The organism is Gelidibacter salicanalis, from assembly GCF_007997285.1.
Classification (GTDB): domain Bacteria; phylum Bacteroidota; class Bacteroidia; order Flavobacteriales; family Flavobacteriaceae; genus Gelidibacter; species Gelidibacter salicanalis.
This window is the reverse complement of the sequence record NZ_VORX01000002.1, coordinates 343,285-367,199: the sequence shown is the minus strand read 5'-3', so window position 1 is coordinate 367,199 and position 23,915 is coordinate 343,285. Positions and strand designations below refer to the sequence as shown.

20 protein-coding genes and 1 tRNA gene are annotated in these 23,915 nt (G+C 37.4%); 9 read left to right on the top strand and 12 right to left on the bottom strand.

Translation table 11 applies throughout. The annotated features are described in order from the left end of the window. Positions 1-98: 98 nt before the first annotated feature. The 3 genes from ES711_RS04685 to ES711_RS04675 all read left to right on the top strand — a co-directional run bounded on the left by ES711_RS04685 (position 99) and on the right by ES711_RS04675 (position 3,445). A complete protein-coding gene (locus ES711_RS04685) occupies positions 99-680 on the top strand; it encodes a C40 family peptidase (protein ID WP_146890711.1) in 582 nt (193 codons plus the stop codon). 183 nt (positions 681-863) lie between these two features. Beyond that, a complete protein-coding gene (locus ES711_RS04680) occupies positions 864-1,379 on the top strand; it encodes a C40 family peptidase (protein WP_146890709.1) in 516 nt (171 codons plus the stop codon). A gap of 26 nt (positions 1,380-1,405) precedes the next feature. Further along, the gene (locus tag ES711_RS04675; protein WP_146890706.1) at positions 1,406-3,445 is read left to right on the top strand and encodes a ComEC/Rec2 family competence protein; all 2,040 of its coding nucleotides are present in this window, start codon (positions 1,406-1,408) and stop codon (positions 3,443-3,445) included. A 16-nt stretch (positions 3,446-3,461) separates the two neighbouring features. Here the strand turns inward: ES711_RS04675 and ES711_RS04670 are convergent, their stop codons facing one another. From ES711_RS04670 to ES711_RS04655, 4 genes are all read right to left on the bottom strand, one after another. Then, positions 3,462-4,010, bottom strand: a complete 549-nt coding sequence (locus ES711_RS04670; protein ID WP_146890703.1) for a thioredoxin family protein — start codon at positions 4,008-4,010, stop codon at positions 3,462-3,464. A gap of 131 nt (positions 4,011-4,141) precedes the next feature. Then, positions 4,142-5,710, bottom strand: a complete 1,569-nt coding sequence (locus tag ES711_RS04665; protein ID WP_146890700.1) for a peptide MFS transporter — start codon at positions 5,708-5,710, stop codon at positions 4,142-4,144. Between the two features lie 203 nt (positions 5,711-5,913). Beyond that, entirely contained in the window at positions 5,914-7,494 is a 1,581-nt protein-coding gene (locus ES711_RS04660) for a peptide MFS transporter (protein WP_146890697.1), read from the bottom strand. A gap of 30 nt (positions 7,495-7,524) precedes the next feature. Then, a complete protein-coding gene (locus ES711_RS04655) occupies positions 7,525-9,693 on the bottom strand; it encodes a S9 family peptidase (protein WP_146890694.1) in 2,169 nt (722 codons plus the stop codon). 146 nt (positions 9,694-9,839) lie between these two features. Between ES711_RS04655 and ES711_RS04650 the strand changes: the two genes are divergently transcribed. Continuing rightward, positions 9,840-11,168 carry a hydroxymethylglutaryl-CoA reductase, degradative gene (locus ES711_RS04650; protein ID WP_146890692.1) on the top strand — a complete coding sequence of 443 codons (1,329 nt, stop codon included), beginning with the start codon at positions 9,840-9,842 and terminating at the stop codon, positions 11,166-11,168. A 47-nt stretch (positions 11,169-11,215) separates the two neighbouring features. Beyond that, positions 11,216-12,136, top strand: coding sequence for a GYDIA family GHMP kinase (locus tag ES711_RS04645; RefSeq protein WP_146890689.1), 921 nt, complete (start codon positions 11,216-11,218; stop codon positions 12,134-12,136). An 83-nt stretch (positions 12,137-12,219) separates the two neighbouring features. On the opposite strand, the gene ES711_RS04640 is transcribed toward ES711_RS04645, so the two are convergent. The 6 genes from ES711_RS04640 to ES711_RS04610 form a co-directional block, all read right to left on the bottom strand. Beyond that, the gene (locus tag ES711_RS04640) at positions 12,220-14,364 is read right to left on the bottom strand and encodes a SurA N-terminal domain-containing protein (protein ID WP_146890687.1); all 2,145 of its coding nucleotides are present in this window, start codon (positions 14,362-14,364) and stop codon (positions 12,220-12,222) included. A 200-nt stretch (positions 14,365-14,564) separates the two neighbouring features. Continuing rightward, positions 14,565-15,854: a hemolysin family protein gene (locus tag ES711_RS04635; RefSeq protein WP_146890684.1), complete on the bottom strand. Its 1,290-nt coding sequence runs from the start codon at positions 15,852-15,854 to the stop codon at positions 14,565-14,567. Between the two features lie 293 nt (positions 15,855-16,147). Then, a complete protein-coding gene (gene lptC, locus ES711_RS04625) occupies positions 16,148-16,714 on the bottom strand; it encodes an LPS export ABC transporter periplasmic protein LptC (RefSeq protein WP_146890679.1) in 567 nt (188 codons plus the stop codon). Continuing rightward, a complete protein-coding gene (locus tag ES711_RS04620) occupies positions 16,715-18,097 on the bottom strand; it encodes a tetratricopeptide repeat protein (RefSeq protein WP_146890676.1) in 1,383 nt (460 codons plus the stop codon). An 18-nt stretch (positions 18,098-18,115) separates the two neighbouring features. Continuing rightward, entirely contained in the window at positions 18,116-19,420 is a 1,305-nt protein-coding gene (locus tag ES711_RS04615; protein ID WP_146890674.1) for a hypothetical protein, read from the bottom strand. Further along, positions 19,420-20,148: a type III pantothenate kinase gene (locus ES711_RS04610; protein ID WP_146890672.1), complete on the bottom strand. Its 729-nt coding sequence runs from the start codon at positions 20,146-20,148 to the stop codon at positions 19,420-19,422. The genes ES711_RS04615 and ES711_RS04610 overlap by 1 nt, the downstream gene beginning before the upstream one ends. Positions 20,149-20,290: 142 nt before the next feature. Between ES711_RS04610 and ES711_RS04605 the strand changes: the two genes are divergently transcribed. The 3 genes from ES711_RS04605 to ES711_RS04595 all read left to right on the top strand — a co-directional run bounded on the left by ES711_RS04605 (position 20,291) and on the right by ES711_RS04595 (position 21,696). After that, a tRNA-Phe gene (locus ES711_RS04605) sits at positions 20,291-20,366 on the top strand. 469 nt (positions 20,367-20,835) lie between these two features. Next, positions 20,836-21,021, top strand: a complete 186-nt coding sequence (locus ES711_RS04600) for a hypothetical protein (RefSeq protein ID WP_146890669.1) — start codon at positions 20,836-20,838, stop codon at positions 21,019-21,021. A 180-nt stretch (positions 21,022-21,201) separates the two neighbouring features. After that, positions 21,202-21,696, top strand: coding sequence for a YqiA/YcfP family alpha/beta fold hydrolase (locus ES711_RS04595; RefSeq protein ID WP_146890667.1), 495 nt, complete (start codon positions 21,202-21,204; stop codon positions 21,694-21,696). On the opposite strand, the gene ES711_RS04590 is transcribed toward ES711_RS04595, so the two are convergent. Further along, a complete protein-coding gene (locus ES711_RS04590) occupies positions 21,693-21,875 on the bottom strand; it encodes a hypothetical protein (protein ID WP_146890665.1) in 183 nt (60 codons plus the stop codon). The two genes, ES711_RS04595 and ES711_RS04590, sit on opposite strands and share 4 nt — an antisense overlap. A gap of 254 nt (positions 21,876-22,129) precedes the next feature. Between ES711_RS04590 and ES711_RS04585 the strand changes: the two genes are divergently transcribed. Continuing rightward, on the top strand, positions 22,130-23,113 hold the full coding sequence (locus ES711_RS04585; RefSeq protein ID WP_146890662.1) for a bile acid:sodium symporter family protein: 984 nt from the start codon (positions 22,130-22,132) through the stop codon (positions 23,111-23,113). Between the two features lie 146 nt (positions 23,114-23,259). On the opposite strand, the gene ES711_RS04580 is transcribed toward ES711_RS04585, so the two are convergent. Then, entirely contained in the window at positions 23,260-23,901 is a 642-nt protein-coding gene (locus ES711_RS04580; RefSeq protein ID WP_146890659.1) for a fasciclin domain-containing protein, read from the bottom strand. Between the last annotated feature and the right edge of the window lie 14 nt (positions 23,902-23,915).

Here is a 23,915-nt window from a genome sequence, read left to right as displayed (position 1 = left end):
ATTCTTTTAAAAAAAACATGAACCATAACTAAATTTCGCTATTTTTGGAAATCGTGTTACGATCAACAATACTTTTATCAAAATGTAGTTCTAGTCAGATGAAATCGAATATCCTCTTTCTGCTTGTAGCAATCACGCTAAGCAGTTGTAAATCCTCACAGAGCATTGCAACATTCAAATCTGAACCCCTTAAATTAGATTTAAAACCCATCGCTTTAAGCGCATCGCTTTCTACTTACAATGAGCCTCAAACCATCGATTTATTTCCTTTAGAAGATACGTTTCCAAACATTTACTCCAGAGCCGATAGAATTATTGACTATGCCTTTGCCTTTGACGGTGTCAAATATAAACGCGGTGGCACTTCAAAAGAAGGGATGGACTGCTCAGGATTGGTGGTGACTACTTTTGAAAGTGAAAACATCTTTTTACCACGAATTTCTAGAGACATCGCACTTACGGGTGACAAAGTTGACATCAAGCAAGTTGACAGAGGCGATCTGCTCTTTTTTGCTACCAGAAGAAATAGCCGAATTATCAGTCATGTAGGAATAGTGACTACCGCACATGATGGTTTTGTTGAATTTATACATGCTAGCACCAGCAATGGGGTTATCGTGAGCAATATGGCGGAAAAATATTGGCATTATGCCTTTATTGAAGCAAGACGGGTCATCTAAGCATTTGTTTTTACACTTAAAAATTTATGATGATTGAGGACAACTTCCTGAAGACTCATCAAAATTATGGCATCTACGACATACAGATGCTCCACTTCTCTCAAAAGTTAATTGTTATAAAACAGTGACGACACAAGCTATTGTGATCAGAAATTGATATTTTTATCAAAAATTAGCTCACAAATGAAAAAGATTGCCCTAATCCTACTTCTCTTGGTTGCCTTTAGCAGTTGCAAAAGTTCAAAACGCATTGTCACCACAAAATCTAAGTCGTCTCGAATAGATTCAAGATCCACAACTTCAGGAGCGACAAATCAAGTTGCAGAAAATGTTCTGGATTATGCTATGAAATTTGAAGGTGTCAAATACAAATATGGGGGCACCACAAAAAAAGGAATGGACTGTTCGGGCTTAATAGTAACGTCATTTAACAGTGAAAATATTCCGTTACCCAGAACAACGGGCGATTTGGCCGTTACGGGAGATTGGATTGATTTACCGAAAGTAGCAAAAGGAGATCTCCTATTTTTCGCGACCCAAGGCAACAGTCGTAAAGTGAGCCATGTTGGCATTGTAACGGAAGCCAGAAATGGCAATGTCGAATTTATTCACGCTAGCACCAGTAGTGGGGTCATCGTATCCAACCTAGCCGAGAAATATTGGTACTTTGCCTTTGTACAGGCAAGACGTGTGCTATAAGACTTATTTTTAGTAATTTAGAGCGCATGAAGTTACTTAATTTCGCGCTCATTAAGCTGACCCTAAGTTTAATCTTAGGCATTTTGTTTGCAGCTTATATTTCTGTTTCTGTAACGCTCATACTTGGCATCCTGAGTGCACTAGTCTTGGCGCTAGCTGCGATCCTTATTATTGAAAAAGGCCAATTGGTCAAATCGGTTGGTTTTGGAATAGTGGCACTTCTTACGTTTTTTGTTATCGGCATCTTCACCTACCAATTTCATGATCATAAAAACTTTAAGACCCATTATACACATCATCTCGACACCTCAGAAAAAGCGACGGCCACTGTGATGTTTCGCGTCCGGGAAGTGCTTAAATCTACGACCTATCACGACAAATATAGTGTAGACAACTTACAAATTAACAACCAATCCTTAACGGGTAAAACCCTTTTAAATCTACCTAAAGACGCCCTTTATGACCCATTACAGGTTGATGATATACTGGTTTCTGCTACTGGATTACAAGATTTGAAGGCGCCAGTCAATCCGAACCAGTTTGATTATAAGGCCCACCTCGAAAAACAATACATCTACCATCAAATTTTTGCGGAACGTGATCAACTGCTCCCCATAAGTTCAGAAATACATACGCTTCTTGGTTATGCCGCCAATTTACGGCGTTCCATCAACACAGAATTAAATTCTAAACACTTTAAAGCTGATGAGTTAGCTTTAATCAATGCGCTACTTTTGGGACAACGTCAGGACATCAGTTCGGAAATTTATGACAGTTATTCCCGGGCGGGCGCCATTCATATTCTTGCAGTGTCGGGCTTGCACGTCGGGGTAATTTTATATTTGCTCAATTTGCTGTTTAAACGCTTAGACTATATACGGCACGGAAAACTGATAAAAACCATTCTAATCGTCCTTCTATTATGGAGTTTTGCAGTCATTGCCGGACTATCGGCCTCAGTAACCAGAGCCGTGATGATGTTTAGTGTGGTGGCCATTGGGATGAATTTAAAACGACCAGCCAACATTTACAATACCTTGGTAATTTCCATGTTTTTCCTCTTGCTTTTCAAACCTATGTTTTTATTTGATGTCGGATTTCAAATGAGTTATTTGGCGGTTCTGGCCATTGTCAGTATTCAACCATGGCTGGCTAAACTATGGCAACCGGAATCTCGAAGTTTAAAGAAAATATGGCAAATACTCAGCGTTACTTTAGCGGCACAGATTGGTGTTGTCCCTATAAGTTTGTTTTACTTTCATCAATTTCCGGGATTATTCTTTTTATCTAATTTGGTGATTATACCATTTTTGGGACTTATTTTAGGATTGGGAATCATTGTCATTTTTTTGGCCTTAGTAAACCTCCTTCCGTTGTGGTTTTCCGAAGTGTACGGAAGCATCATTAGCTACATGAATCATTTTGTGGGCTGGGTTTCGCTGCAGGAACGCTTTGTGTTTAAGGACATCGCTTTTAGCTTACTGCAAGTCGTAGCAGCTTATGTCTTCATCTTTGGATTCGTGTTACTGATAAGGCGACAAAATTTTAGGCGTTTAGCGTTTGTAATGGTGGGCGTGCTCTGTTTTCAGTTGGCAGCTATTTACGACAACTACAGCAATCAATCGGAAGCCTTTGTGGTGTTCCATAAAAACAGAAACTCATTGATCGCCATCAAGTCGAATGCCAGACTTGAAGTGCATCACAACTTAAATGCTGATGAAATTTCTAACAACACTTCCATAAGAAATTACAAAATTGGTAACGCGATACGGGCCATACATTACGATAGCTTAGAAAATATTTATAGGCTTGACCATCATACTATTTTAGTGGTGGACAGTTTAGGTGTTTTCAGGATCCCCAAATTGCATCCCGATTATGTACTATTGAGGGATTCACCTAAGATTAATTTAACCCGACTGATTGAAACCTCACCACCAAAAATGATCATCGCCGATGGAAGTAATTACAAATCCTATATCCAAAGATGGGAAGCAACCTGTGCGGCAAAAAAAATCCCTTTTCACAAAACGAGTGAAAAGGGTGCTTTTATTTTAAAAAGATAATTTCTAACTCTACAATTTATCCTTTAAACTGAGGTTGGAAGGCGGTATAATAGGCGTTAAAATCCTCTTGGGTTTTCATTTCTTTATGAGTATCCTTTAAGAACATTTTAAGGTAAAGTTCCAATTGTTGAGGTTTTTGGTAACCTCTAACTGGAAAAATTAAATCGCCATTTTCATCAAAAAAAACGATTGTTGGATACGCATTAACCTGTAGCGCACGGGTGAGATCATGAACACTGTTTCTGCCGTTGGCATTTTCAGGTCGATACCCTTTATTGGCATAACTATTATTTTTGTACTTAACCATCTCATTTCCTTCACCATTAAACTTTACGGCATAATAATTAGCATTCACATATTTGGCGACATCAGGATTCTGAAACGTATTTTTATCCAACATTTTACACGGACCACACCAATTGGTATACACGTCCATCATGATTTTTTTAGGATTCTTTTTTTGAAGGGCTAGTGCTTCTTCAAAAGTGACCCATTTAATCTGTTGTGCGATACTGTTAAATGACATTAACATAACTAATACCACCAACAATCCAATTTTCTTCATATTCAATATTTTTTACAAATTTAGAAAGTTAATACAAAAAATGCTCCAAAAATGGAGCATTTCACGTTTATTTAACGAATGCAGATCTATATGATGCCATCATTTACACATTTACCTATGGGTTAACCCATTTAATTGTGATTTTCATTTTGTGCCAAATCAAATTTCTCCTGTTCTTTAATTTCCCGTTCATTATCTTCTGCCCCGTGGGTTAAACGTTTGAGAGGTTTTAACATCGCCAACACTAAGATTCCAAAGAGCACCGTAAAAATTGTAATTCCTGAAAATACAGCATATTCGCCATATTCAGATGCATTTTCACCTAAAATACCCGCCACTTTATTACCCAATCCGGTAGCTGCGAAATAGACCCCCATCATTAGGGACGCATACTTTACGGGCGCCAATTTGGTGATAAAAGATAAAGCCACTGGAGACGAACACAACTCTCCAATAGTATGGAATAAATAAGCAAACACTAACCAATACATAGCGGAACTTCCATTGGCACTGTATTCTCTAGCTGCGAAAATCATAAATACGAAACCCAGACCCATAATCATGGTCCCTACTGCCATTTTGAACAGTGAAGAGGCTTCTTTGCCTTTTAATTTTCGTTTCGCCCAATAGCCCGCTACTAGCGTTGCAAAAATGATGATGAATCCTGCATTTAACCCTTGAAACCAAGTTGCAGGAATTTCAAAGCCAAATAACATTCTATCTGTATTTTTACTAGTATAGATACTCATCAAACCACCAGCTTGCTCAAAAGCTCCCCAAAATACGATGACGATCAAAAAGGATAATAAAAGCACCAGAAATCTATCTTTTAGTATTTGAGTATTTAGATTTTTATAAATCATCATCATTACGCCGGCCACCAATGCAATAAAGATGTAAAGTGCTGTGTATGCCCAATTATCCACGCCGTCATAGGTGAAACCAGCATAGATGGCGTAAGCACAAATGAGTAATACCACACCCAATTGTAAAGGCGATTGGCTTAATTTTGAAAACAACTGTCCTAAAGACACATCCTCTTTCTTTTCCTGTTCGGTAGGTTTGTTACCTACATGCACCAAATACTTTTGACCGTAGAGATATACGGCTAATCCGAATAACATTGCAATTCCGGCCAAACCGAATCCGTAATGCCATCCGATGGTTTCCCCTACATAGCCCACAATAAATGTAGCTAATAAGGAGCCTAAGTTGATTCCTATGTAAAAGATGCTAAATCCTTTATCACGTCTGATATCACCATCTTTATAAAGACCCCCTACCATTGTAGAAATATTAGGTTTCAACAAGCCAACCCCTAAGATAATTAATCCTAGTCCCGTGTAAAACGCCCACATCTGATCAAACGCTAAGATGCCGTGACCCGCCACTAAAATCAGGGCGCCGTAAAGCACTGCTTTTTTCTGGCCAAACACTTTATCAGCAAGCATGCCACCGGGAATTGACATCACGTACACCAACATGGTATACCAACCATATAACATGATCGATTGTGAATCCAACCAACCTAAACCAGGATTATCAGCAGTGGTTTTCTGCACTAGATACAATGTTAATAAAGCTCTCATGCCATAGTATGAGAAACGCTCCCACATCTCCGTAAAAAATAAGATGTAAAGTCCAATGGGGTGGCCCCAAAGTTCTCTTTGACTAGGTTGAATTGTTGCTGTACTTGACATAAGATTATAGATTAGTTAGTGATTATAAACTCGTTTAGGTACACTTACATACCTCATGATACTAATATTATTTCATGTTCAGAAACCTAAACAGGTGAAATTTTTAAAGGTCTTTATAATATTGAGAAAAGAGTCTATTGCTGTTATAGACTCTTTCTCTTCTCTGTAATATTTAGTTTTCTTGCAATCTTCAACAGTAATTACTAATTAATTCCATGCATCATTTTCTTCAATTTACCGTTGAATATTAACAACATTACCGCTGCAAATAAAGGAATGGCGGCAATGAGTATAAAAAATGTGGATAGAGAATAAGTTTGTGAAATCTTGTCTATATAGGCACCTGTCCAACCAGCGATAAAATTGGCAATTGCTGAGGCAGTAAACCAAAGACCAAATAACATTCCTACGAATTTTTTTGGTGACAGTTTACTCACGTATGATAATCCCACAGGAGATAAGCACAATTCTCCCATCGTATGGAAGAAGTACGCGATAATTAACCAAATCATACTCACTGATGCCGTTTTAGCACCTTGCGGTATACTCATACTTCCGTAAGAAAGTGCAAAGAAACCAACAGCCACTAAAATAAGCCCCAAAGCAAATTTAACCGGTCCGGAAGGATCCCATACTTTTTCCCAGAGCTTGCTGAAGGAAGATGCCAATGTTATAATAAAGAAGGAATTTAATATTTGAAACCAAGAAACTGTTACCTCTGTAGCCTCTAAAGAGAATTCACGGTACACTTTCCATATTCCCAAGCCCCAGATAATTGCAAATGAAATGGTGGTAAAGATGATGGACATCGGATATTTTGCGTAAATCTTCTTACCTAAACCATAGAGCACATAAGTAACTATAGCCATCGGGAAAATGGTAAGTAAGGCATCAACCCATTTAAAGATGATTCCTGAACTTCCCGTTAAAGCTCTTTGTGTATAATCTTTAGCAAACAATGACATCGACCCCCCTGCCTGTTCAAAGGCGAAAAAGAAAAATATACTGGCGATCATTAAGACTGATACAACAATCAGACGGTCTTTTACGATGTGTGGCGCTAATACTTCGTCATCCTTTTCTCTTTCAGCGATGGCCAATTTCTGCTCTTGTGTAGCATGTGTTCCAACACTTCCAAATATTTTTTGCCCAAAATAGAATTGCAACATTCCGAAGAACATAAAAACCCCGGCTAAACCGAAGCCAAAATGCCATCCGACTTTCTCGCCAATATACCCACACAGTAACATTCCTAAAAATGCACCGGCATTAATTCCCATATAGAAAATCGTATAGCCTGCATCCTTTTTATTGCTGTTATCCGGGTATAATTGGCCGACCATTGAAGAAATATTCGGTTTAAACATTCCATTACCTAAAATCATAAGCCCTAATCCTAAGTAAAAGAAGTAAGACGTAAAACCTTCGAGCGCCATAGAGGCGTGACCTAAGGTCATAATTGCTGCACCAATAAGGATCGCTTTTCTATACCCCGTAAAACGATCGGCAATAAAACCACCCAATAACGGCGTCAAATAGACCAATCCAGTGTATAGTCCATATAACTTTAAAGCTTCTTCATTGCTCCATCCCCAGCCTCCGCTGATCAATTCACTTACTAAAAATATCGTCAACAATGCACGCATTCCGTAGTAACTGAAACGCTCCCACATCTCTGTAAAAAATAATACGAATAACCCGGCAGGGTGTCCCATTACCATTTTATCATCAATACCCTGCTTATGAAGGTGAACGATTAATCCTGGATCATTATCTTGATTCATACTTAAAATTTAGTTTAAAGGTTTTTTAGTTTATAGGTTGTTGTTAATAAAATTCGTCATTTTGGTATACAGATGCAGACGGGTATTACCACCGTAAATACCGTGGTCATTATCCGGATAAATCATCCATTCAAATTGTTTGTTGGCTTGAATTAAAGCTTCAACCATTTGCATCGTATTTTGAACATGCACATTATCATCACCTGAACCATGGATTAATAAAAAGTTTCCTTTTAATTTATCAACGTGATGTATTGGTGAATTCTCGTCATATCCTGAAGGATTTTCCTGAGGCGTAGTCATGTACCGTTCCGTATAAATGGAATCGTAAAAACGCCAGCTGGTCACCGGAGCAACGGCAATGGCCATTTTGAACACATCATTTCCTTTAAATAAGGCATTACTGCTCATAAATCCGCCGTAACTCCATCCCCAAATTCCCATACGATCTTGATCAATATAAGGACGTGACCCTAATAATTTAGCGGCTTCAATTTGGTCTTCTACTTCATATTTACCTAATTCCTTTTGAGTAACTTTTTTAAATTCAGCACCTTTAAATCCGGTTCCTCTACCGTCTACACATGCTACAATATAGCCTTGCTGCGCTAAAAAGTAATACCAATAATCATTGGCACTATTCCATGAATTCTTTACAGATTGCGATCCAGGTCCTGAATATTGAAACATGAACAATGGATAGGTTTTAGAGGCATCAAAATCCGCCGGTTTAATCATCCACATGTTCAATACGTTTCCGTTAACCTGAACGGTGCTAAATTCTTTGGCCGGAAGCTTATAGGCCTCTAACTTGTGTTCTAATGCCACATTATCCTTAATTCCTTTTACCAACTTCCCATCTTTTGCAGTATGTAGCGTATAGGTTGGGGCTGTGCTAGCACTGGAATAGGTGTTGATAAAATAAGTGAAATCTGAACTAAAATCGGCAGAATTAGTTCCGTCTTGTTGGCTTAAGCGCTTTTTGTTCTTACCGTTAGTTTTTATGGAATAGACATCTCTATTTATAGATCCATTTTCTACTGATTGGTAAAAGATGGTATTATTCTTTTCGTCAAATCCGTAGTAATTTGTGACTTCCCATGGGCCTTTAGTAACTTGATTAATCAACTTACCCTCTTTTGAATAGAGATAGATATGATTGTAGCCATCTTTTTCTGAAGTCCATATAAAACTGTTGTCCTTTAAAAAGGTGAGGTTATCCGTAACGTCCACATAGGCAGCATCCTTTTCTTCCAATACCAATTTAGAAGACATATCAGAAGCGTTAATCATCCATAAATCTAGTTCATTTTGATGTCTGTTGGTGTATTGCGCACTCAACACATGAGCGTCATTGGTCCATTTAATCCGTGGAATATAGAAATCTGAATACGGTTTTGTGACTTTTACATCGTTTACCTTTTTCGATTGTAAATCGTAAATATGCAATGAAACCAATGCATTCGCTTCACCAGCTTTTGGATACTTAAACACTAACTGATCTGGATAGAGTTCCGTTCCATAAATATCCATAGAAAATTCAGGCACAGCAGTTTCATCAAAACGGATAAACGCCAGATGTGTTCCGTCAGCATTCCATTCAAAGGCCCGCACAAAGGCGAATTCTTCTTCATACACCCAATCCGTAATGCCGTTGATGATTTTATTCTTTTCGCCATCCGTAGTCACTTGGGTGGTTTGATTGTTCTGAAGGTTTTTGATATACAGATTATTATTTAAACCATAAGCTACTTTAGTGCCGTCAGGAGAAAATGTAGGTTCCTGAATTTTCTCATCCGCAATCTTTACCACTGACTTGGTTGATGTGTCATACACATAAAATACACCTAAAGTAGAATGTCTAAAGATAGATTCTACATCAGTCGCCAAGATGATTTTGCTTTCGTCGTTGCTAAACGTATAATCAGAAAAACTTGTAATGCCGTCTAAATTTGAAGAATTCACTAAAGTTTCAACTTTAGACAGTGTTTTATAATCATACACGTCAATGGCGGTCGAACCTTTTTCATTATTGAGAACCGAATATTGTTTGCCGTTATTCATGGAATGTAAGGACTGCATTCCTTCGGTTCTAAACGTACCATTCCAAATGGCATCGAGGGTGATTTCCTTGTTTTGGGCTGATGCTAAAACAGTTACCAATAGGCAGAAAAACAAGGAACTTTTTAAATACTTCATTAGGGGATTATTTCTTATAAAATGCTGTCAAGTTTACTAAAAATTCTGCAAAAACACTAACCTTTAATAGTTAAAAACGTAAAGCTAGAGATTGCCGCTTCATAATCATAACTAGAATACTATCTTTGTATTTATAAACATTCCTTATGCGTAAACCAATTAAAGGCTTTTCCAAACTTTCAAAATTAGATAAAATTGAATGGATTGCTGCCACTTACTTCACAGATGCAGATTCCGCTAAACAAGCCATTACACAATACTGGAATACAGACCAAAAGCTACAACAGCTTCATGATGAGTTTATTGAAAACACTATAACCAATTATTACTTACCGTTTGGCGTTGCTCCTAATTTTCTAATCAACGGAAAGCTATATACCATCCCAATGGCCATTGAAGAAAGTTCAGTGGTAGCCGCAGCAAGTAAGGCCGCTAAATTTTGGTTGGACCGTGGCGGATTTAAAACCGAAGTGATTTCTACCACCAAGATTGGTCAGGTCCATTTTATGTACAATGGTGATTTTGATAAGCTACGAAAGTTTTTTAAAACGGTGAAACCGAAACTTTTTGAAGACTCCCAGCACATCACTAAGAGTATGAAAAAGCGGGGTGGTGGTATTTTGGATATCAAATTGATCAACAAAACGGAAGCCTTAGAGGATTATTACCAACTTCACGCCACGTTTGAAACGTTGGATGCGATGGGTGCTAATTTTATCAATTCCTGTTTGGAACAGTTTGCCAAAACCTTTAAGTCGGAAGCATTGCATTTTGACGATTTTCTAGAGGCAGAAAGCCATATTCAAATTGTGATGAGCATTCTCTCTAACTATGTACCAGATTGCTTGGTCAAAGTTGAAGTATCCTGCCCGGTGAAAGATTTAAGTGAAGATCACTCTATTGCTCCTCACGATTTTGCCCAGAAATTTGTACAAGCGGTAAAGATTGCAGAAATTGAACCTTATAGAGCCGTTACCCATAACAAAGGTATCATGAACGGTATTGATGCTGTCGTGTTGGCCACAGGCAACGATTTTAGAGCGGTAGAAGCGGGAGTACATGCCTACGCCTCACGACAGGGCGCTTACAGCAGCCTTTCCCATGCTGAAATTGTAGATGATGTGTTTAGATTTTGGATGGAAATTCCGTTAGCACTTGGCACAGTTGGAGGCTTGACCAATTTACATCCTCTGGTTAAAGTGGCCTTAGAAATGCTTGATCATCCTACGGCAAAAGAATTGATGCAAATTGTCGCAGCAGCAGGATTGGCCCAAAATTTTGCGGCGTTAAGATCATTAACCACAACCGGCATACAGGAAGGACACATGAAAATGCATTTGATGAACATGCTAAACCAACAGAACGCAACTGCACAGGAGAAAGAAACAATCGTCGCGCATTTTAAAAATAACACCGTAACTCATAGCGCGGTTGAAGCGGCACTCAGCAACCTTAGAATGATGCGCAACAACTAGCACACCACTTCGGTTTATAGTCATATTCATTACATTAGTAAAATACTTTGAACTCTACAAGCAACACTTTTTATAGCAACGGCAAATTACTCCTAACAGGAGAATATGTGATTTTGGATGGTGCCTTGGCCTTGGCAATCCCTACCTCATACGGCCAATCGCTGACCGTGGAACCGAATGATCAGAAATATTTGGAATGGAAAAGTTTGGATCATCAAGGTAAGGTTTGGTTTGAAGCGGAATTGATAATAGACGACGCTTTAAAAGTAAAGACGACCAACGACAATGCTATTGCGGCACGTCTCCTGCAGATATTGAATGCAGCCAAAAATCAAAATCCTGAAATTTTAGGTGAACAACAAGGAATCACCATTGTTACCAAAAACGATTTTCCTAAAAATTGGGGTTTGGGAACGTCCTCCACGCTGATCAACAATATCGCGCAATGGTCAGAAATAGATGCCTATACGCTTTTAAAAGCTACTTTTGGTGGGAGTGGCTATGATATTGCCTGTGCCAAGCACAACGCTCCTTTAACCTACCAGCTGGAAGCTCAGGACAGAACCATCATTGAACGCACTTTTAATCCGGTGTTTCAACAGCATTTGTATTTTGTGTTTTTAAATAAGAAACAGAACAGTAGAGACGGTATTGCGGCTTACCAAAACCAAAAAAATAACATTTCAAAGGCCATTTCTGAAATCACTACAATCACGAATGCGATGCTAAGCAGCACCACCTTAGAAACATTTCAGTTTTTAATGGACAGCCACGAAAGCATAATTGCCAACATCATTAAGCAACAACCCGTAAAGGAGCGCCTTTTTAGCGACTTTAAGGGGAGCATTAAAAGTTTGGGAGCATGGGGCGGTGATTTTGTATTGGTAGCGTCCAAGGCGCAACCTGAAGCCTATTTTAAGGATAAGGGCTATCACACTATCATTCCTTACGCTGAAATGGTTTTATAAACGTAAAACGTAGAAAAATGCAACATAAAAAAAGAGGTCTTAAAATTTAAGCCCTCTTTTTTTATAGGATAGTATGATAACTACTAGTAAAACGTAGCTCTGTTATCTTCAATCTCAGCAATTTCTTTTAACGCTTCATAAGCTTTCATTTGCGACGTATTTAAACGAGCACCGTTTATACGGTTTACAATAGCTTGGTAATTGTCCAATTTAGGAGCAGCCGTCTTTTTAGAAACTTGCACCATAAAGACACCTTTATTGCCATCGATTAATTTAGAAGTCTCTCCTTCTTTTAATCCGAAAGCAACTCCAACAACCTTAGGCTCTAAACCTGCGCCAGAAAGGGTTGGGTTTTTCATGTTTACAGCACTCGCATTTGACACTGCAACATTTTGACTTTTTGCAACGGCATCTACTGTAGAGCCAGAGATTTTCTCACGGATCATTTTTGCTTTTTTCTCTTTTCTAATTTCAGGAATAACAGATGCTGAAGCAGCTTCTGGAGTCATTAAACCCTTTTTATTAACTGCAGACACTTGTACCACTGCGTAGCCTAAACCTGGGATAGAGAAACGTTTGTAGTCTCCTACTTTAGTGCCATTTTCAAATGCCCAACGAACGATTGCTCTTTGGCTTCCCAATCCTGGGATGTTTTCGTCTAATTCTTTAATATTATTTACTGGTCTCACCACAACATCATTTTCTTTAGCTACTGCTTGAAAATCTTTATCCTGTAGGGCAATTTCAAATTTTGAAGTTCTGTTAAAGACATCGTCAATGGTGTTTTCAGATGGTTGAACTGTTTGAGCAAGTGTTGCCACTTTTACCATACGGGATTTTTCTTTCTGATCTAAGATTTCTACAACATGGAAACCAAAATCAGTTTTAACAATACCTAAATCGCCTTTATTATTTTCAAACGTATAGTCTCTAAATTCAGGTACCATTGAGTTGTAAGCGTACCAATCTAAAACACCTTCTTTTTCATTACTTACTTTATCAATAGAGAAATCAAGTAGATCGACAAACTTTGAACGGTTACCTTTAATGACATTCAATAAACTATCTGCCGTAGCTTTTGCTTCAGCTTCTGTTTGTACGGTAGACGCATCAGCAGCACGCGATCCAACAAAAGGAATTAATAAATGTCTAGACTTAACCGAGTCTGGCATAAATCTTTCTTCAACAACTTTACTGATTTTATACATGTTGTTGTCTTTGTAAGGTCCGTAATATTGACCTATACCAAGATTAAAAATACTATCCTGAGCAACATCTGGTAAGCTTGATTTAGTCACAAAACTATTGGTGTACTTTACATCAGAGTTTGCGTTGATAAATCCTTCAACATCCTTTGTGGCTTTAAAACCAACAACCGTGTCATTCAATTTAGATACTTCGTTATATTCAACTCTAGTATCCATCATGGCGAGCACATTGTCCTTTACTGAATTTTCATCTTCCAAAGAAGCAGCTTCTGCAAATTGAACAAAGTTGATATCTCTTGAAGCTTCAACTTGATATTTTGTTTTGTGAGCACTGATATAATCAGAAATTTCAGATTTTGAAACTTTCACTGCACTATCATCAATAGAGGTATAAGGTACATTTACAAATTTAACATCCACCGTAGCATTTTCCATGTTGTAATCAACTTCTGCATCCGCAAGAGTTGCTCCTACTCCAGCTTTGATCATATTGAAATACGCTTGCTCTTTTGCACCAACGGCAATGGCATTTTCATTATTTACCCATTCGGCATAATTAATTTGAAAATTACCCAAGGGAGCTCTTTCAGGAGCAATAGCCTTTAAATTGACAATAAATTCATTCAATCTATTCTCGTCAAAAATTCCAGCTTCATTGGTGAATTCAGGATAAGTAGAAAAACTGTTTCTCAAAAGATTTCTCATTTGATCTTTTTCCACAGAAAGTCCTAAATCGTCGAATTGGTTTTCCAACACAGCACGTCTTAACTCCTGTTCCCAAACTCTGTTCATTGTTTGAGTAGATGTAGCGCTAGGGCCCATTTGACGTTGCATGTTTTCAACGTTGCTCATAAACTCATCACGCTTAATATCAGTACCATTAATTGTAGCAATGGTATCCTGAGGACCAAACGCGCTGCTGTTTCTGAACAAGTCAGAAAGTACAAAAGCAAATAAGGCCATTGCAATAATTGCAATAAGGAAAATTGAGCGTTGTCTAATTTTATTTAAAACTGCCATTTTATTGTATAAGTTAGAAAATATAAGTGCGCGAAAATACCAATTTCTATCAAATAATAAAAGTAGAAGTCTATTTTATTAATTTAATATTGAATTGTTTGTCCTAGCCCTTGAAATATGAGGATTGGGGATTGGGGATTGGTGATTGGTGATTGGTGATTGGTGATTGGTGATGTACGAATTCCGATTTCAGTAAAAAACTAATCTTCATCGAGAACTCGCAGAGATACCAAATCAATTTTTGTGGTAGAGACTTCTAAAATTGTGAACAAATAATTTTCAATCTGAATTTGATCGTTAACATGCGGGATTTCTTCAGTTTCGTCTACAATTAAGCCGCCCAAAGTTTCATAATTTTCACCTTCAGGAAGGTCCAATTTGTATGCTTCATTAATATAATCGACTTCCAGACGGGCTGAAAATTTATAATTGGTATCATCTATCTTTTCTTCAATCAATTCAATAGTATCGTGCTCGTCTTCAATTTCACCAAACAACTCTTCAATAATATCCTCTACCGTAATGATCCCTGAAGTGCCTCCGTACTCGTCAATAACCACAGAAATACTTTTGCGTTTTTTAGTCAGCACATTTAAAACGTCCTTAACCAACATTGTTTCGGGCACGAACTCCACCGCCATCACTACAGATTTAATGTCTTTAGGCTTCTTAAAGAGCTCAAAGGAATGGACGTACCCCACAATATCATCTACGGAGTCTTTATACACCACAATTTTGGATAAACCAGATGAGGTAAACAAACCATTCAGATTTTTAATGGAATCATTAATGTCTACGGCAATAATTTCAGTACGGGGCAACATGACTTCTCTGGCTTTTACTTCAGAAAAATCAAGTGCATTCTGAAAAATTTGTATTTCACTATCAATTTCATCGTGCTCTTCAACTGATTCCATTTGCTCACTGATGTAATTGCCCAGCTCTACTTTTGTCATTACCAATTGTACATCATCGCCGCCAGTTTTAAAGAAACGTTTTAAGATCATATTGGAAATCCAAATGATAAAATCTGAGACCCAAGAAAATAGGCCGTAAAAAAAATAGGCGGGTACTGCTAGTATCTTCAGCAGTGAATTGGCATAAATTTGAAAGAATACTTTTGGAAGAAATTCGGCAGTAATTAAGATCAATAAGGTTGAAATGATGGTTTGGGATAACAAACTCAAATCGTTCAACATGTAGTTTAAAAAACCATAATCCGTTGGCAACAAAGATTTGAACCAATTGACTAATTTATCACCCATTAAAAACCCATAAACTACCAAAGCAATATTGTTTCCAATAAGCATGGTCGCTATAAATTTTGATGGCTTAGCCGTAAGTTTAGTAAGGGTTTTAGCTAGAAAATCATTTTGCTTTTTAGCAATTTCTATGTGAATCTTGTTAGAGGACACATAGGCAATTTCCATGCCTGAGAAGAACGCTGATAAAATAAGGGACAAAATAATGATAAGGGCATTACTGTCCATAGGTTACTGGTTATTATCCATTTTTTTCCTGAAATGCTTTTTAAAGAAATACATTCCAACAGCTAAAACTGAGAAGAACAATAGCATATATGCCTTTGATCGGTCTTCATTCCATAACCTAACTGTCTCGTAAATAAAGAAGACCGCAATAAACAAATAGACGTACTGAATAATTTTTTGAAGCATTTTAATGAATCCTTATAATTAAAAGCAAAGATAACTATTTATTTATCTGAAGTAAACTATAAAACAAACGAATTTATAAATGGAAGAATAGTTAATGGGAAGAAATTTTACTGCTCGGAATCATCGTCTAAATAGTGAATACCTGTAACTTCTGAAATTCCATATTTATTAAAGTCTCGATTTGCATCAAATGCATTACCCGTAATTATTTCCTTTTTTGAAACATACTTAACAGGTTTATTAGAAAACACCCAATCGCGCTTTTGATCGTAAAACAACTGCTGCGCAAAAATACTGTCTTTGGTTTCTGTCGTAATAAGGACATTGCCTCTTAAATCGATCAAATCTGTGTCATTATACACAATCGCATAATCAGCAACAATGACACTTTTCTTGTTGCGCTCATCGTAAATATTGAGAATGACGCCGTCCGGAAATTCATTGTAGGAGAAATCCCGATTAGAAAAATCCAACATTTTAGGACTTATTAAATTGGCCTTTAAGCGTCCAGAATCGGTATATCTCAAATTCATGTCTTCCGCTACACCAATAGGTTCATTCTGGAGCACACCTATTTGCTGCACCTCTTTAAAGTTGTTTTTACACGAAAAAAACATAGTCATAGCGAAAGCTATGACTATGTTGAATAATTTATATGACGAAAAATATTTCATTTAGATTTTTGGGACGGTCACACTTGAACCAATCCAACATCCAATTCTAATCGTAGACCCACCATTACCTTCAGCAAAGATCTCCGATTTTTGTGGTGCCTTACCTTCAAAATTCGCGGCTAAACCTTCAGCATAAGATTGTAAGTTGGCATCAACTCTACCTGCTTTTCTTGCTTCAGAGGCAGCTAACCAGAATACTGCTCTCTTATTAAATTGGGTATCTCCACAGTTGTTTGCACTTGCCGCATACATGTTGGCTATCTCAATATGAGCTCTACCGTTTGATGGGTTTAAAGCTAACGACTTTTGGAAGTAATTTCTTGCAGCACCGTAGTTGCCTTGAGATTTTAAACTCTTACCAAAATTCATTGCCAATTTAGACTTTTTCAATGGATCTTTTTCCAAATCATAAGATTGATCTAAATATGGTTTCGCTTCTTTTTCCTTTCCTTGTTTCATTAACAAGTTGTATACAAAGAATTTCGTATCTGCTGATGGCGACGATGCATCATAAGCTTTTACCAACTTCGTGTATAACGGATCATCAGTACACTCCTTATTGTACATTCTGCTTACCGCACGTTTCAACCACACTGCATCAGTTTGATACTTATCAAAGTCTCTATTGTATAAGGGAATCAACACTTCACAGTTAGCCAATTTACCAAGCTTTGCATCAATACTACCAGTAATTTTATCGTAAGCTTCTAAATAGCTTTCATATTGCTTTTTGTATTGCTCAGATTTTTTATCTAAAGTTTCACCAGCTTCTTCTTTCTCAACAAGAGGGTTTAACTTTAAAGTATAGTTGTCAATTTCTTGACCAATCTTATCAGAAACGTCGTCATATTTATTAAAGACATCTAATACTTCTACTTCTTTAGCATCATGCATATCAACGATAGTTGAAAAATACACATATAAACCTTTAGGATTTGTAAAGCTTTCAGGTGCTGTTTTGTAAACCTCATCAAAAGCATCATACACTTGTTTGTTGCCTAAGCCTAAAGCTTCTCTATTGTCATACTTCAACATAGCTTTATCCTGTAGAATATCTCCAGGTTGGTATTTGTTAGGAAAGTTTACAAGACCTTCATCCCAAAGTTTCATCAAGTCATTAACATAAGTAACTTGCTCTGTACCTGAAGTGTTTTCAATTTTATGCTTTAAAACTCTCTCACCATAGTAATAGATTGCATAATTGAATTTTGGGCATTTGCTACGAAGTTTTTTGAAGGGCTCGTAAGCTTCATCGTATTTCTTGCTTTTTGCGTAATCGTTTAGCAAGGTTAAGTTCAGCATACATTCTTCATCCTGTTGTGCAAACCCAACATTGAAACCCATGAACAATGTAAGTAGGATTAAAGTAACTTGTTTTTTCATCGTCTTATTTTTATTCAGTTAATTATATTTTCGTTTTAGGAACCATCTGTCGTTTAAAGATAAACTAATTTGCAAATTCATAAAATTTTCTTGAATCAAATTTGCATCTGTTGTTCCCTTCTTACCGACCTCAAAACCTATATTGGCATTAGAGAAAACGTTTCCAACTGGTAACCCAACTCCAAAAGATATGCCAAACTCATTAATGGTCTCATTATTTATCTCTAGCCCTGTGTTCTCAAAGCGAACCCCAGCTCTATAAACGATTCTATCCCAGTAGCTTGAAAAAGAATTATATTGTGGAATATAAAATCCGCCCAAAGCGATAGTTGAGGCATTTACAAATTTAGCATTTGTGATACTAAAGATAGGATTATCGAATTCGCTGGTGTTTTGTAAAGTATATTCAGCGCCCACAAACCATTTTTGTGGTTGACCAAGACCTGCACCAAAAGAATATTGGGATGGCAAAGTTAAATCAGTACGTGCTAAATTCTTTTCACCCAAATTAGCTTCTAGAGAATTTACGGTAATTTCCTGTTCGGTTTCAGGGTTGACCACAACAGTTGAAAAAGCCCGCTTGTTGTCAGATCTTAAAGTGCTCTTTGGCATATAGGTGGCTCCTGTGGTCAATTGCAACTTGTCCGTTACCATTGTTTTATAACTCAAGCCGAAGTTCATATTCATCCCACTCAAATCAGAGCGGTTGTTCTCTTTGGTTGAATATTGCAGTGGCTTTCCATCTAAGTAACCAAACTGAAGGGCACTGTTCTGAATGTTTCCAAAATTATAATTGACATCAACACCAACTCCTAAACCAGATGTTATTTGGTAGCCCAATCCTAAAAAAGCTTTATTAAGACCGCCTTCTCCTCTATAACGGTTTTCTAAATTACCATCAGAATTAGAGGACTCCAATTTATAACCTACAGCGCTATACGGCAATAGACCAAAGCCCATTCCGAATTTCCCCATGGGTACAGCCAGTGCTAAATAATCAAAAGTTGTTGAATTTGCTTTTTGGCTCCCATCATCTGACTTCAAATTCAAATTACTGGAGCTCCCACCTACCGTAAATTTCACAGGTCTACTTTCATTGTTCCAAATCTTAAGGTTGTTCCCGGCATATCCCGCAGGGTTACGCAAGTTGACATGAATACTGTCCGTAAAAATACTCAGTCCGCCCATACTCCTGTTTTCAACTGTCCCTTTAAATTTCAAAGATCCAATTCCGTAGAAAGAATAAGGTGATGCTGTTCCCGTTTGAGCGTGCGCCTGAATGGCGAAAACGGTGATGAAAACTATTACAAGTTTTTTTATCATTAGTGTGTGTTATATTCTAATATAAAGTTCAATCCCTCTAAAAGAAAATTCGAGTTGGCAAATATGCTATTTTTTAATTGCTTTGACAAGAAAATGGCGTCACCACCTGTTAAAATAACTGTTAAATCTGAATAATTTTCGCGATAATCCTCTATGACTCCGTCAATTTCTTTGATAATTCCCAACACAACGCCTGAGTGAATTGCCGCCGCCGTAGTATCACCAATGATTGCTTTTGGCATCTCCGTATCTAACAAGGGCAGATTCGCCGTTAAGTCGTGCAAACTTTTGTAACGCAGCCGGATGCCGGGAGAAATGGCGCCCCCTAAATAGTCATTATCCTTAGTTATAAAATCATACGTAATACAACTCCCTGAATCAATAATAAGTACATTCTGATTGGGATGATGTTTCACGGAGGCCGATACAAGCGCCATCCGGTCTACACCTAATGTGTTAGGTGTAGCGTAAAGATTATTGAATGGAAACTTTAAATTGGCGTCCAAAATCATCACGTCGCATTGGTTTTTGAGGTTCTCAAGCACCTCTTTTGGCAATTTTCCTACCGAAGAAAGGATGGATTTTTGAATATTTGGGTAGTCCTGAAAAAAATTTTTCTGTAAATCATCAACTTCAGAAATTTCCACCGTTTGTTTTTCTACAAGGGTATCGTTCTGAAAAACAGCAATTTTGACAAGTGTATTGCCAACATCTACAATTAAATTCATATCAAAAATTAAAGCTGTAAATTTACGAAAGCAATTTTTATATCTTTTATTTTTGCGAATAATAAAAATGCCTTTATATTTGCACCCGCTTGGATGATTGAAATATGATATTTTAATCTGACAAGTTCGCAAATTAGCGACTGGTGCCTTAGCTCAGTTGGTAGAGCAAAGGACTGAAAATCCTTGTGTCCCTGGTTCGATTCCTGGAGGCACCACCATCAAAAACCCGAACTTATGTTCGGGTTTTTCGGTTTTTAGAAGGTTTGTCCAATACTTCCTTGTGGTTTATGGGATTAAGAACAATTGTTGTGGGATTTTAAAGGATCAAGATTACGCATAAATTGGGATTAATATTAAAAATTGGGGGATTTATACGCTCTGTCATTCCATTCCAATTTGTCATTCCGACGTTAGGAGGAATCCCATTACAGGGGAGGCCTATGGTAAAAGATGATGTGATGTCTCATTACATTCGACATGACAAAAACGTGAATGACGTTCACTATCGACCATGTGGTTTTATCATTACGACGTTCAGGAGGTAACCCATATCAGCACCGTTCCGCTTTACGAGTCTAGGCTAACATCTAATTATGGACCTTTAAAATATCATAAACTTGTTTTTGTACTCCCCACACCTTAACTCCTTATATTTTTAGTATTTTAGAGCCTATCAAAACCCTCATCATGGATTTTATTAAAAAAATTGGAGTCCCCAACCTTTTTATGTTAGCACTATGCGCCTTAATTATTATTGTTGCAGAGTATCTGTTTTTGAAAGGCTATCAAATGCACGCCATATTTGTTGGACTTTGGGCACCAACGCTCTTGGGAATTGCGATCTTTATAAAACAGATTAAGAATGGACGTTAATGCTATTGTTTTTTGGTTTTCTGGTTTTGTAGCAATTTGTGTGATCATTTGGGCGGTGCTCATTATTAAAGCTTACGATAAGGCCGACAAAAACTAACCTTCAATCATCTATCGCATATACTGAGTCTTAAACACAAACGTTGTTCATCATTTAAAACGCCACAATACAGAATTAACCTCATGAACATTTTATACATTCACGGATTAAATGGCAGCTTAACCCCAGAGAAACGAACCATTCTGGAACATTTTGGCACGGTGAAATCGCCAAGTTTGGATTATGAAAATAACGCGGACAGCATCAATTCATTATATACTCATTTTAAAGATGCTCATATTGATATGATTATAGGAAGTAGTATGGGCGGATTTGCAGGCTATCACCTGTCTAAATTGCTGCGATTGCCTTGCTTGATATTTAATCCGGCACTGGCCGATAGAAGCGTGTATCAAACCATTCCTACAACTGGAGAGTCGAGTAAACATACGCTACATCTCGTTTTGGGGTCTCAAGACTCTGTGGTTAATCCTAAAGGAACGTTAGATTTCTTAGCAAACCTATTGCACACATCACAAGATTATAGCATTTCAATACGTCATGATCTGGAACACAGAATCCCAATTACTGCTTTTGAGGAGGAAGTTGCGAAATTTATGGCCGCATTACATATCTAATATTGCCACCACGCTTTAATGAATTCGTTTGCCTGTAATGGTGCAGAGATCACATTAAATCCTTTTTGATCCTCCCAAACCGCTTTGGCTTTTCTGATATATCCTTGCATTGTCAGCACCTGAACAATGTAGGTCCCGTTATCTCTTGGAGGTCTTTTTTCTAAATTATAATAGGGCATGATGTCATAGCTTTATGGGCTAAAATTAAACCCGTGGCCCTATTAAAATTAACTGAAACAAAAATTTGTTGCGCTTAAAAGCCCTTCCCTACCTCATTTAGCATTGAATATGCGCCATTATTAGCTTTTATTTCCCATAACTTTTCGTTCTACGAATCATAATTAGAAGTAACTACAAAATTTTTAAAACATTTCAGCTTTACATATAAATCAAATTCCGACGCATTATATTTGCAGCAAACTACAGACTTTACATGCTGAAAAAATTACGAATTGATCCCTTCGTCATTGCTATTATCATAAGTATCCTCCTTGCCTATTTATTTCCACAGCTCGGGAACTCAGATAGTCCTGTGCCCATGAGCGTAATCAGTAGCTTAGGGATTTCTTTAATTTTTTTCTTTTACGGTCTAAGCCTTAGCACTGAAGCCATAAAAAACGGGTTAAAGAATTGGAAACTCCACGTCTCTGTGCAGGCTTCTACATTCCTATTGTTTCCGTTACTGATTTTACCATTCTATCCTTTGGTAAAGGACACCCCGCACGAATTATTATGGTTGGCATTTTTATTTATGGCCGCCCTACCCTCCACGGTATCTTCCTCTGTAGTTATGGTCTCTATGGCCAAAGGCAATTTACCGGCAGCTATCTTTAATGCGAGTATTTCGGGTATTATAGGAATACTCCTCACGCCACTATGGATGTTGTCTTTTGTAAAACAAACCGAAGTTCCGTTTGAATTCTCCTCTATTTATTTTCAACTCTTCACTGAAATAGTTATACCGCTAGTATTAGGTTTAATATTGCGGCGCTTTCTTGGAGCTTGGGCACAGAAACGTAAAAGCACGCTCAACAAATTTGATAAATCTGTCATTCTTTTAATCATTTACAAAAGCTTTGTAAAATCATTTGAGGATGACATTTTCAGTAGCGTAAGTATATTAGAGTTGCTCGCAATGCTCGTATTGGTAATGATATTATTTTTTGTGGTATACATCTTAACCGGCTGGATAGGAAAAGTTTTAAAATTTAATCAGGCTGATCAAATTACCAATCAGTTTTGTGGTACAAAAAAATCTTTGGTTCATGGCACGGTGTTTTCTGAAGCCTTATTTGGTCAGACTACCATTGTCGGCATCATGCTCCTGCCATTGATGTTTTATCATGCGCTTCAAATTTTGATCATTAGTGCTATTGCTGCTAAAAAAGGAAGAGCGCATAAAAATCCTAATGTTTAGTGTTTGGAAAAGACTTAAACTACCAAATGGACACTAAAATTTTTATTCAATTGAAGAATAGAACTCATCTTAACCCAGGGATAATCAAAAACAAAAAAGACCCAACTTATCGTCGGATCTTTTTACACTATAAATTAAAATGCACTTTATTTTTTAGACATCAAAACGGTATCAATAATATATATTCTACCGTTAGAAGCCTCAACGTTACCTAAAATTACTTGCGCTTTCTTACCAGTAGCATCTTTAATCACAAATTGATCACCATTCATCATGGCTGTCAATTCATCACCTTTAACTGTTTTGAATTTATAGGATCCGTTAGCACCTTTAATAGCTTCTGCAAACTTATCTGAAGTGATCGCACCTTTAACAACATGATAGGTTAACACATCAGACAACATTTGTTTGTTTTCTGGCTTCATCAAATTGTCACGTTGTTTTTGTGACAACTTTTCAAAAGCTTGGTTTGACGGTGCAAACACCGTGTACTCTCCTGGCTCAGACAACATGGTTGCTAACTCTGCAGATTGTAATGCACTCATTAAAGTGGTTAAATCTTCATTTTTCATCGCCTGACCTGCAATACTGTTTTCTCTAGCCTCTTCTTTCATTCTGACCTCTTCGGCCTCCATTTCCATACGTGCTTCTTCCGCAGCTTCCATTTCTACGCGTTCAGTTTCAATTCTCATCTGTTCCTCTTTCTTCTTCCCATCTTCACAGGAGGATACAAAAACAAATGCTGTTAATGCAACTGCATATAATATACTAGTCTTCTTAAAAATCATAATCTAATTATTTT

Excerpts from the sequence above, each read along its gene's own strand:
- ES711_RS04675 (WP_146890706.1), top strand. The coding sequence starts at position 1,406 with ATGAAGTTACTTAATTTCGCGCTCATTAAGCTGACCCTAAGTTTAATC.
- ES711_RS04655 (WP_146890694.1), bottom strand. The coding sequence starts at position 9,693 with ATGAAGTATTTAAAAAGTTCCTTGTTTTTCTGCCTATTGGTAACTGTT.
- ES711_RS04600 (WP_146890669.1), top strand. The coding sequence starts at position 20,836 with ATGGATTTTATTAAAAAAATTGGAGTCCCCAACCTTTTTATGTTAGCA.
- ES711_RS04585 (WP_146890662.1), top strand. The coding sequence starts at position 22,130 with ATGCTGAAAAAATTACGAATTGATCCCTTCGTCATTGCTATTATCATA.
- ES711_RS04580 (WP_146890659.1), bottom strand. The coding sequence starts at position 23,901 with ATGATTTTTAAGAAGACTAGTATATTATATGCAGTTGCATTAACAGCA.
- ES711_RS04620 (WP_146890676.1), bottom strand. The coding sequence starts at position 18,097 with ATGAAAAAACAAGTTACTTTAATCCTACTTACATTGTTCATGGGTTTC.
- ES711_RS04595 (WP_146890667.1), top strand. The coding sequence starts at position 21,202 with ATGAACATTTTATACATTCACGGATTAAATGGCAGCTTAACCCCAGAG.
- ES711_RS04685 (WP_146890711.1), top strand. The coding sequence starts at position 99 with ATGAAATCGAATATCCTCTTTCTGCTTGTAGCAATCACGCTAAGCAGT.
- ES711_RS04610 (WP_146890672.1), bottom strand. The coding sequence starts at position 20,148 with ATGAATTTAATTGTAGATGTTGGCAATACACTTGTCAAAATTGCTGTT.
- ES711_RS04665 (WP_146890700.1), bottom strand. The coding sequence starts at position 5,710 with ATGTCAAGTACAGCAACAATTCAACCTAGTCAAAGAGAACTTTGGGGC.
- ES711_RS04590 (WP_146890665.1), bottom strand. The coding sequence starts at position 21,875 with ATGCCCTATTATAATTTAGAAAAAAGACCTCCAAGAGATAACGGGACC.
- ES711_RS04615 (WP_146890674.1), bottom strand. The coding sequence starts at position 19,420 with ATGATAAAAAAACTTGTAATAGTTTTCATCACCGTTTTCGCCATTCAG.
- ES711_RS04635 (WP_146890684.1), bottom strand. The coding sequence starts at position 15,854 with ATGGACAGTAATGCCCTTATCATTATTTTGTCCCTTATTTTATCAGCG.
- ES711_RS04670 (WP_146890703.1), bottom strand. The coding sequence starts at position 4,010 with ATGAAGAAAATTGGATTGTTGGTGGTATTAGTTATGTTAATGTCATTT.
- ES711_RS04650 (WP_146890692.1), top strand. The coding sequence starts at position 9,840 with ATGCGTAAACCAATTAAAGGCTTTTCCAAACTTTCAAAATTAGATAAA.
- ES711_RS04660 (WP_146890697.1), bottom strand. The coding sequence starts at position 7,494 with ATGAATCAAGATAATGATCCAGGATTAATCGTTCACCTTCATAAGCAG.
- ES711_RS04680 (WP_146890709.1), top strand. The coding sequence starts at position 864 with ATGAAAAAGATTGCCCTAATCCTACTTCTCTTGGTTGCCTTTAGCAGT.
- ES711_RS04640 (WP_146890687.1), bottom strand. The coding sequence starts at position 14,364 with ATGGCAGTTTTAAATAAAATTAGACAACGCTCAATTTTCCTTATTGCA.
- lptC (WP_146890679.1), bottom strand. The coding sequence starts at position 16,714 with ATGAAATATTTTTCGTCATATAAATTATTCAACATAGTCATAGCTTTC.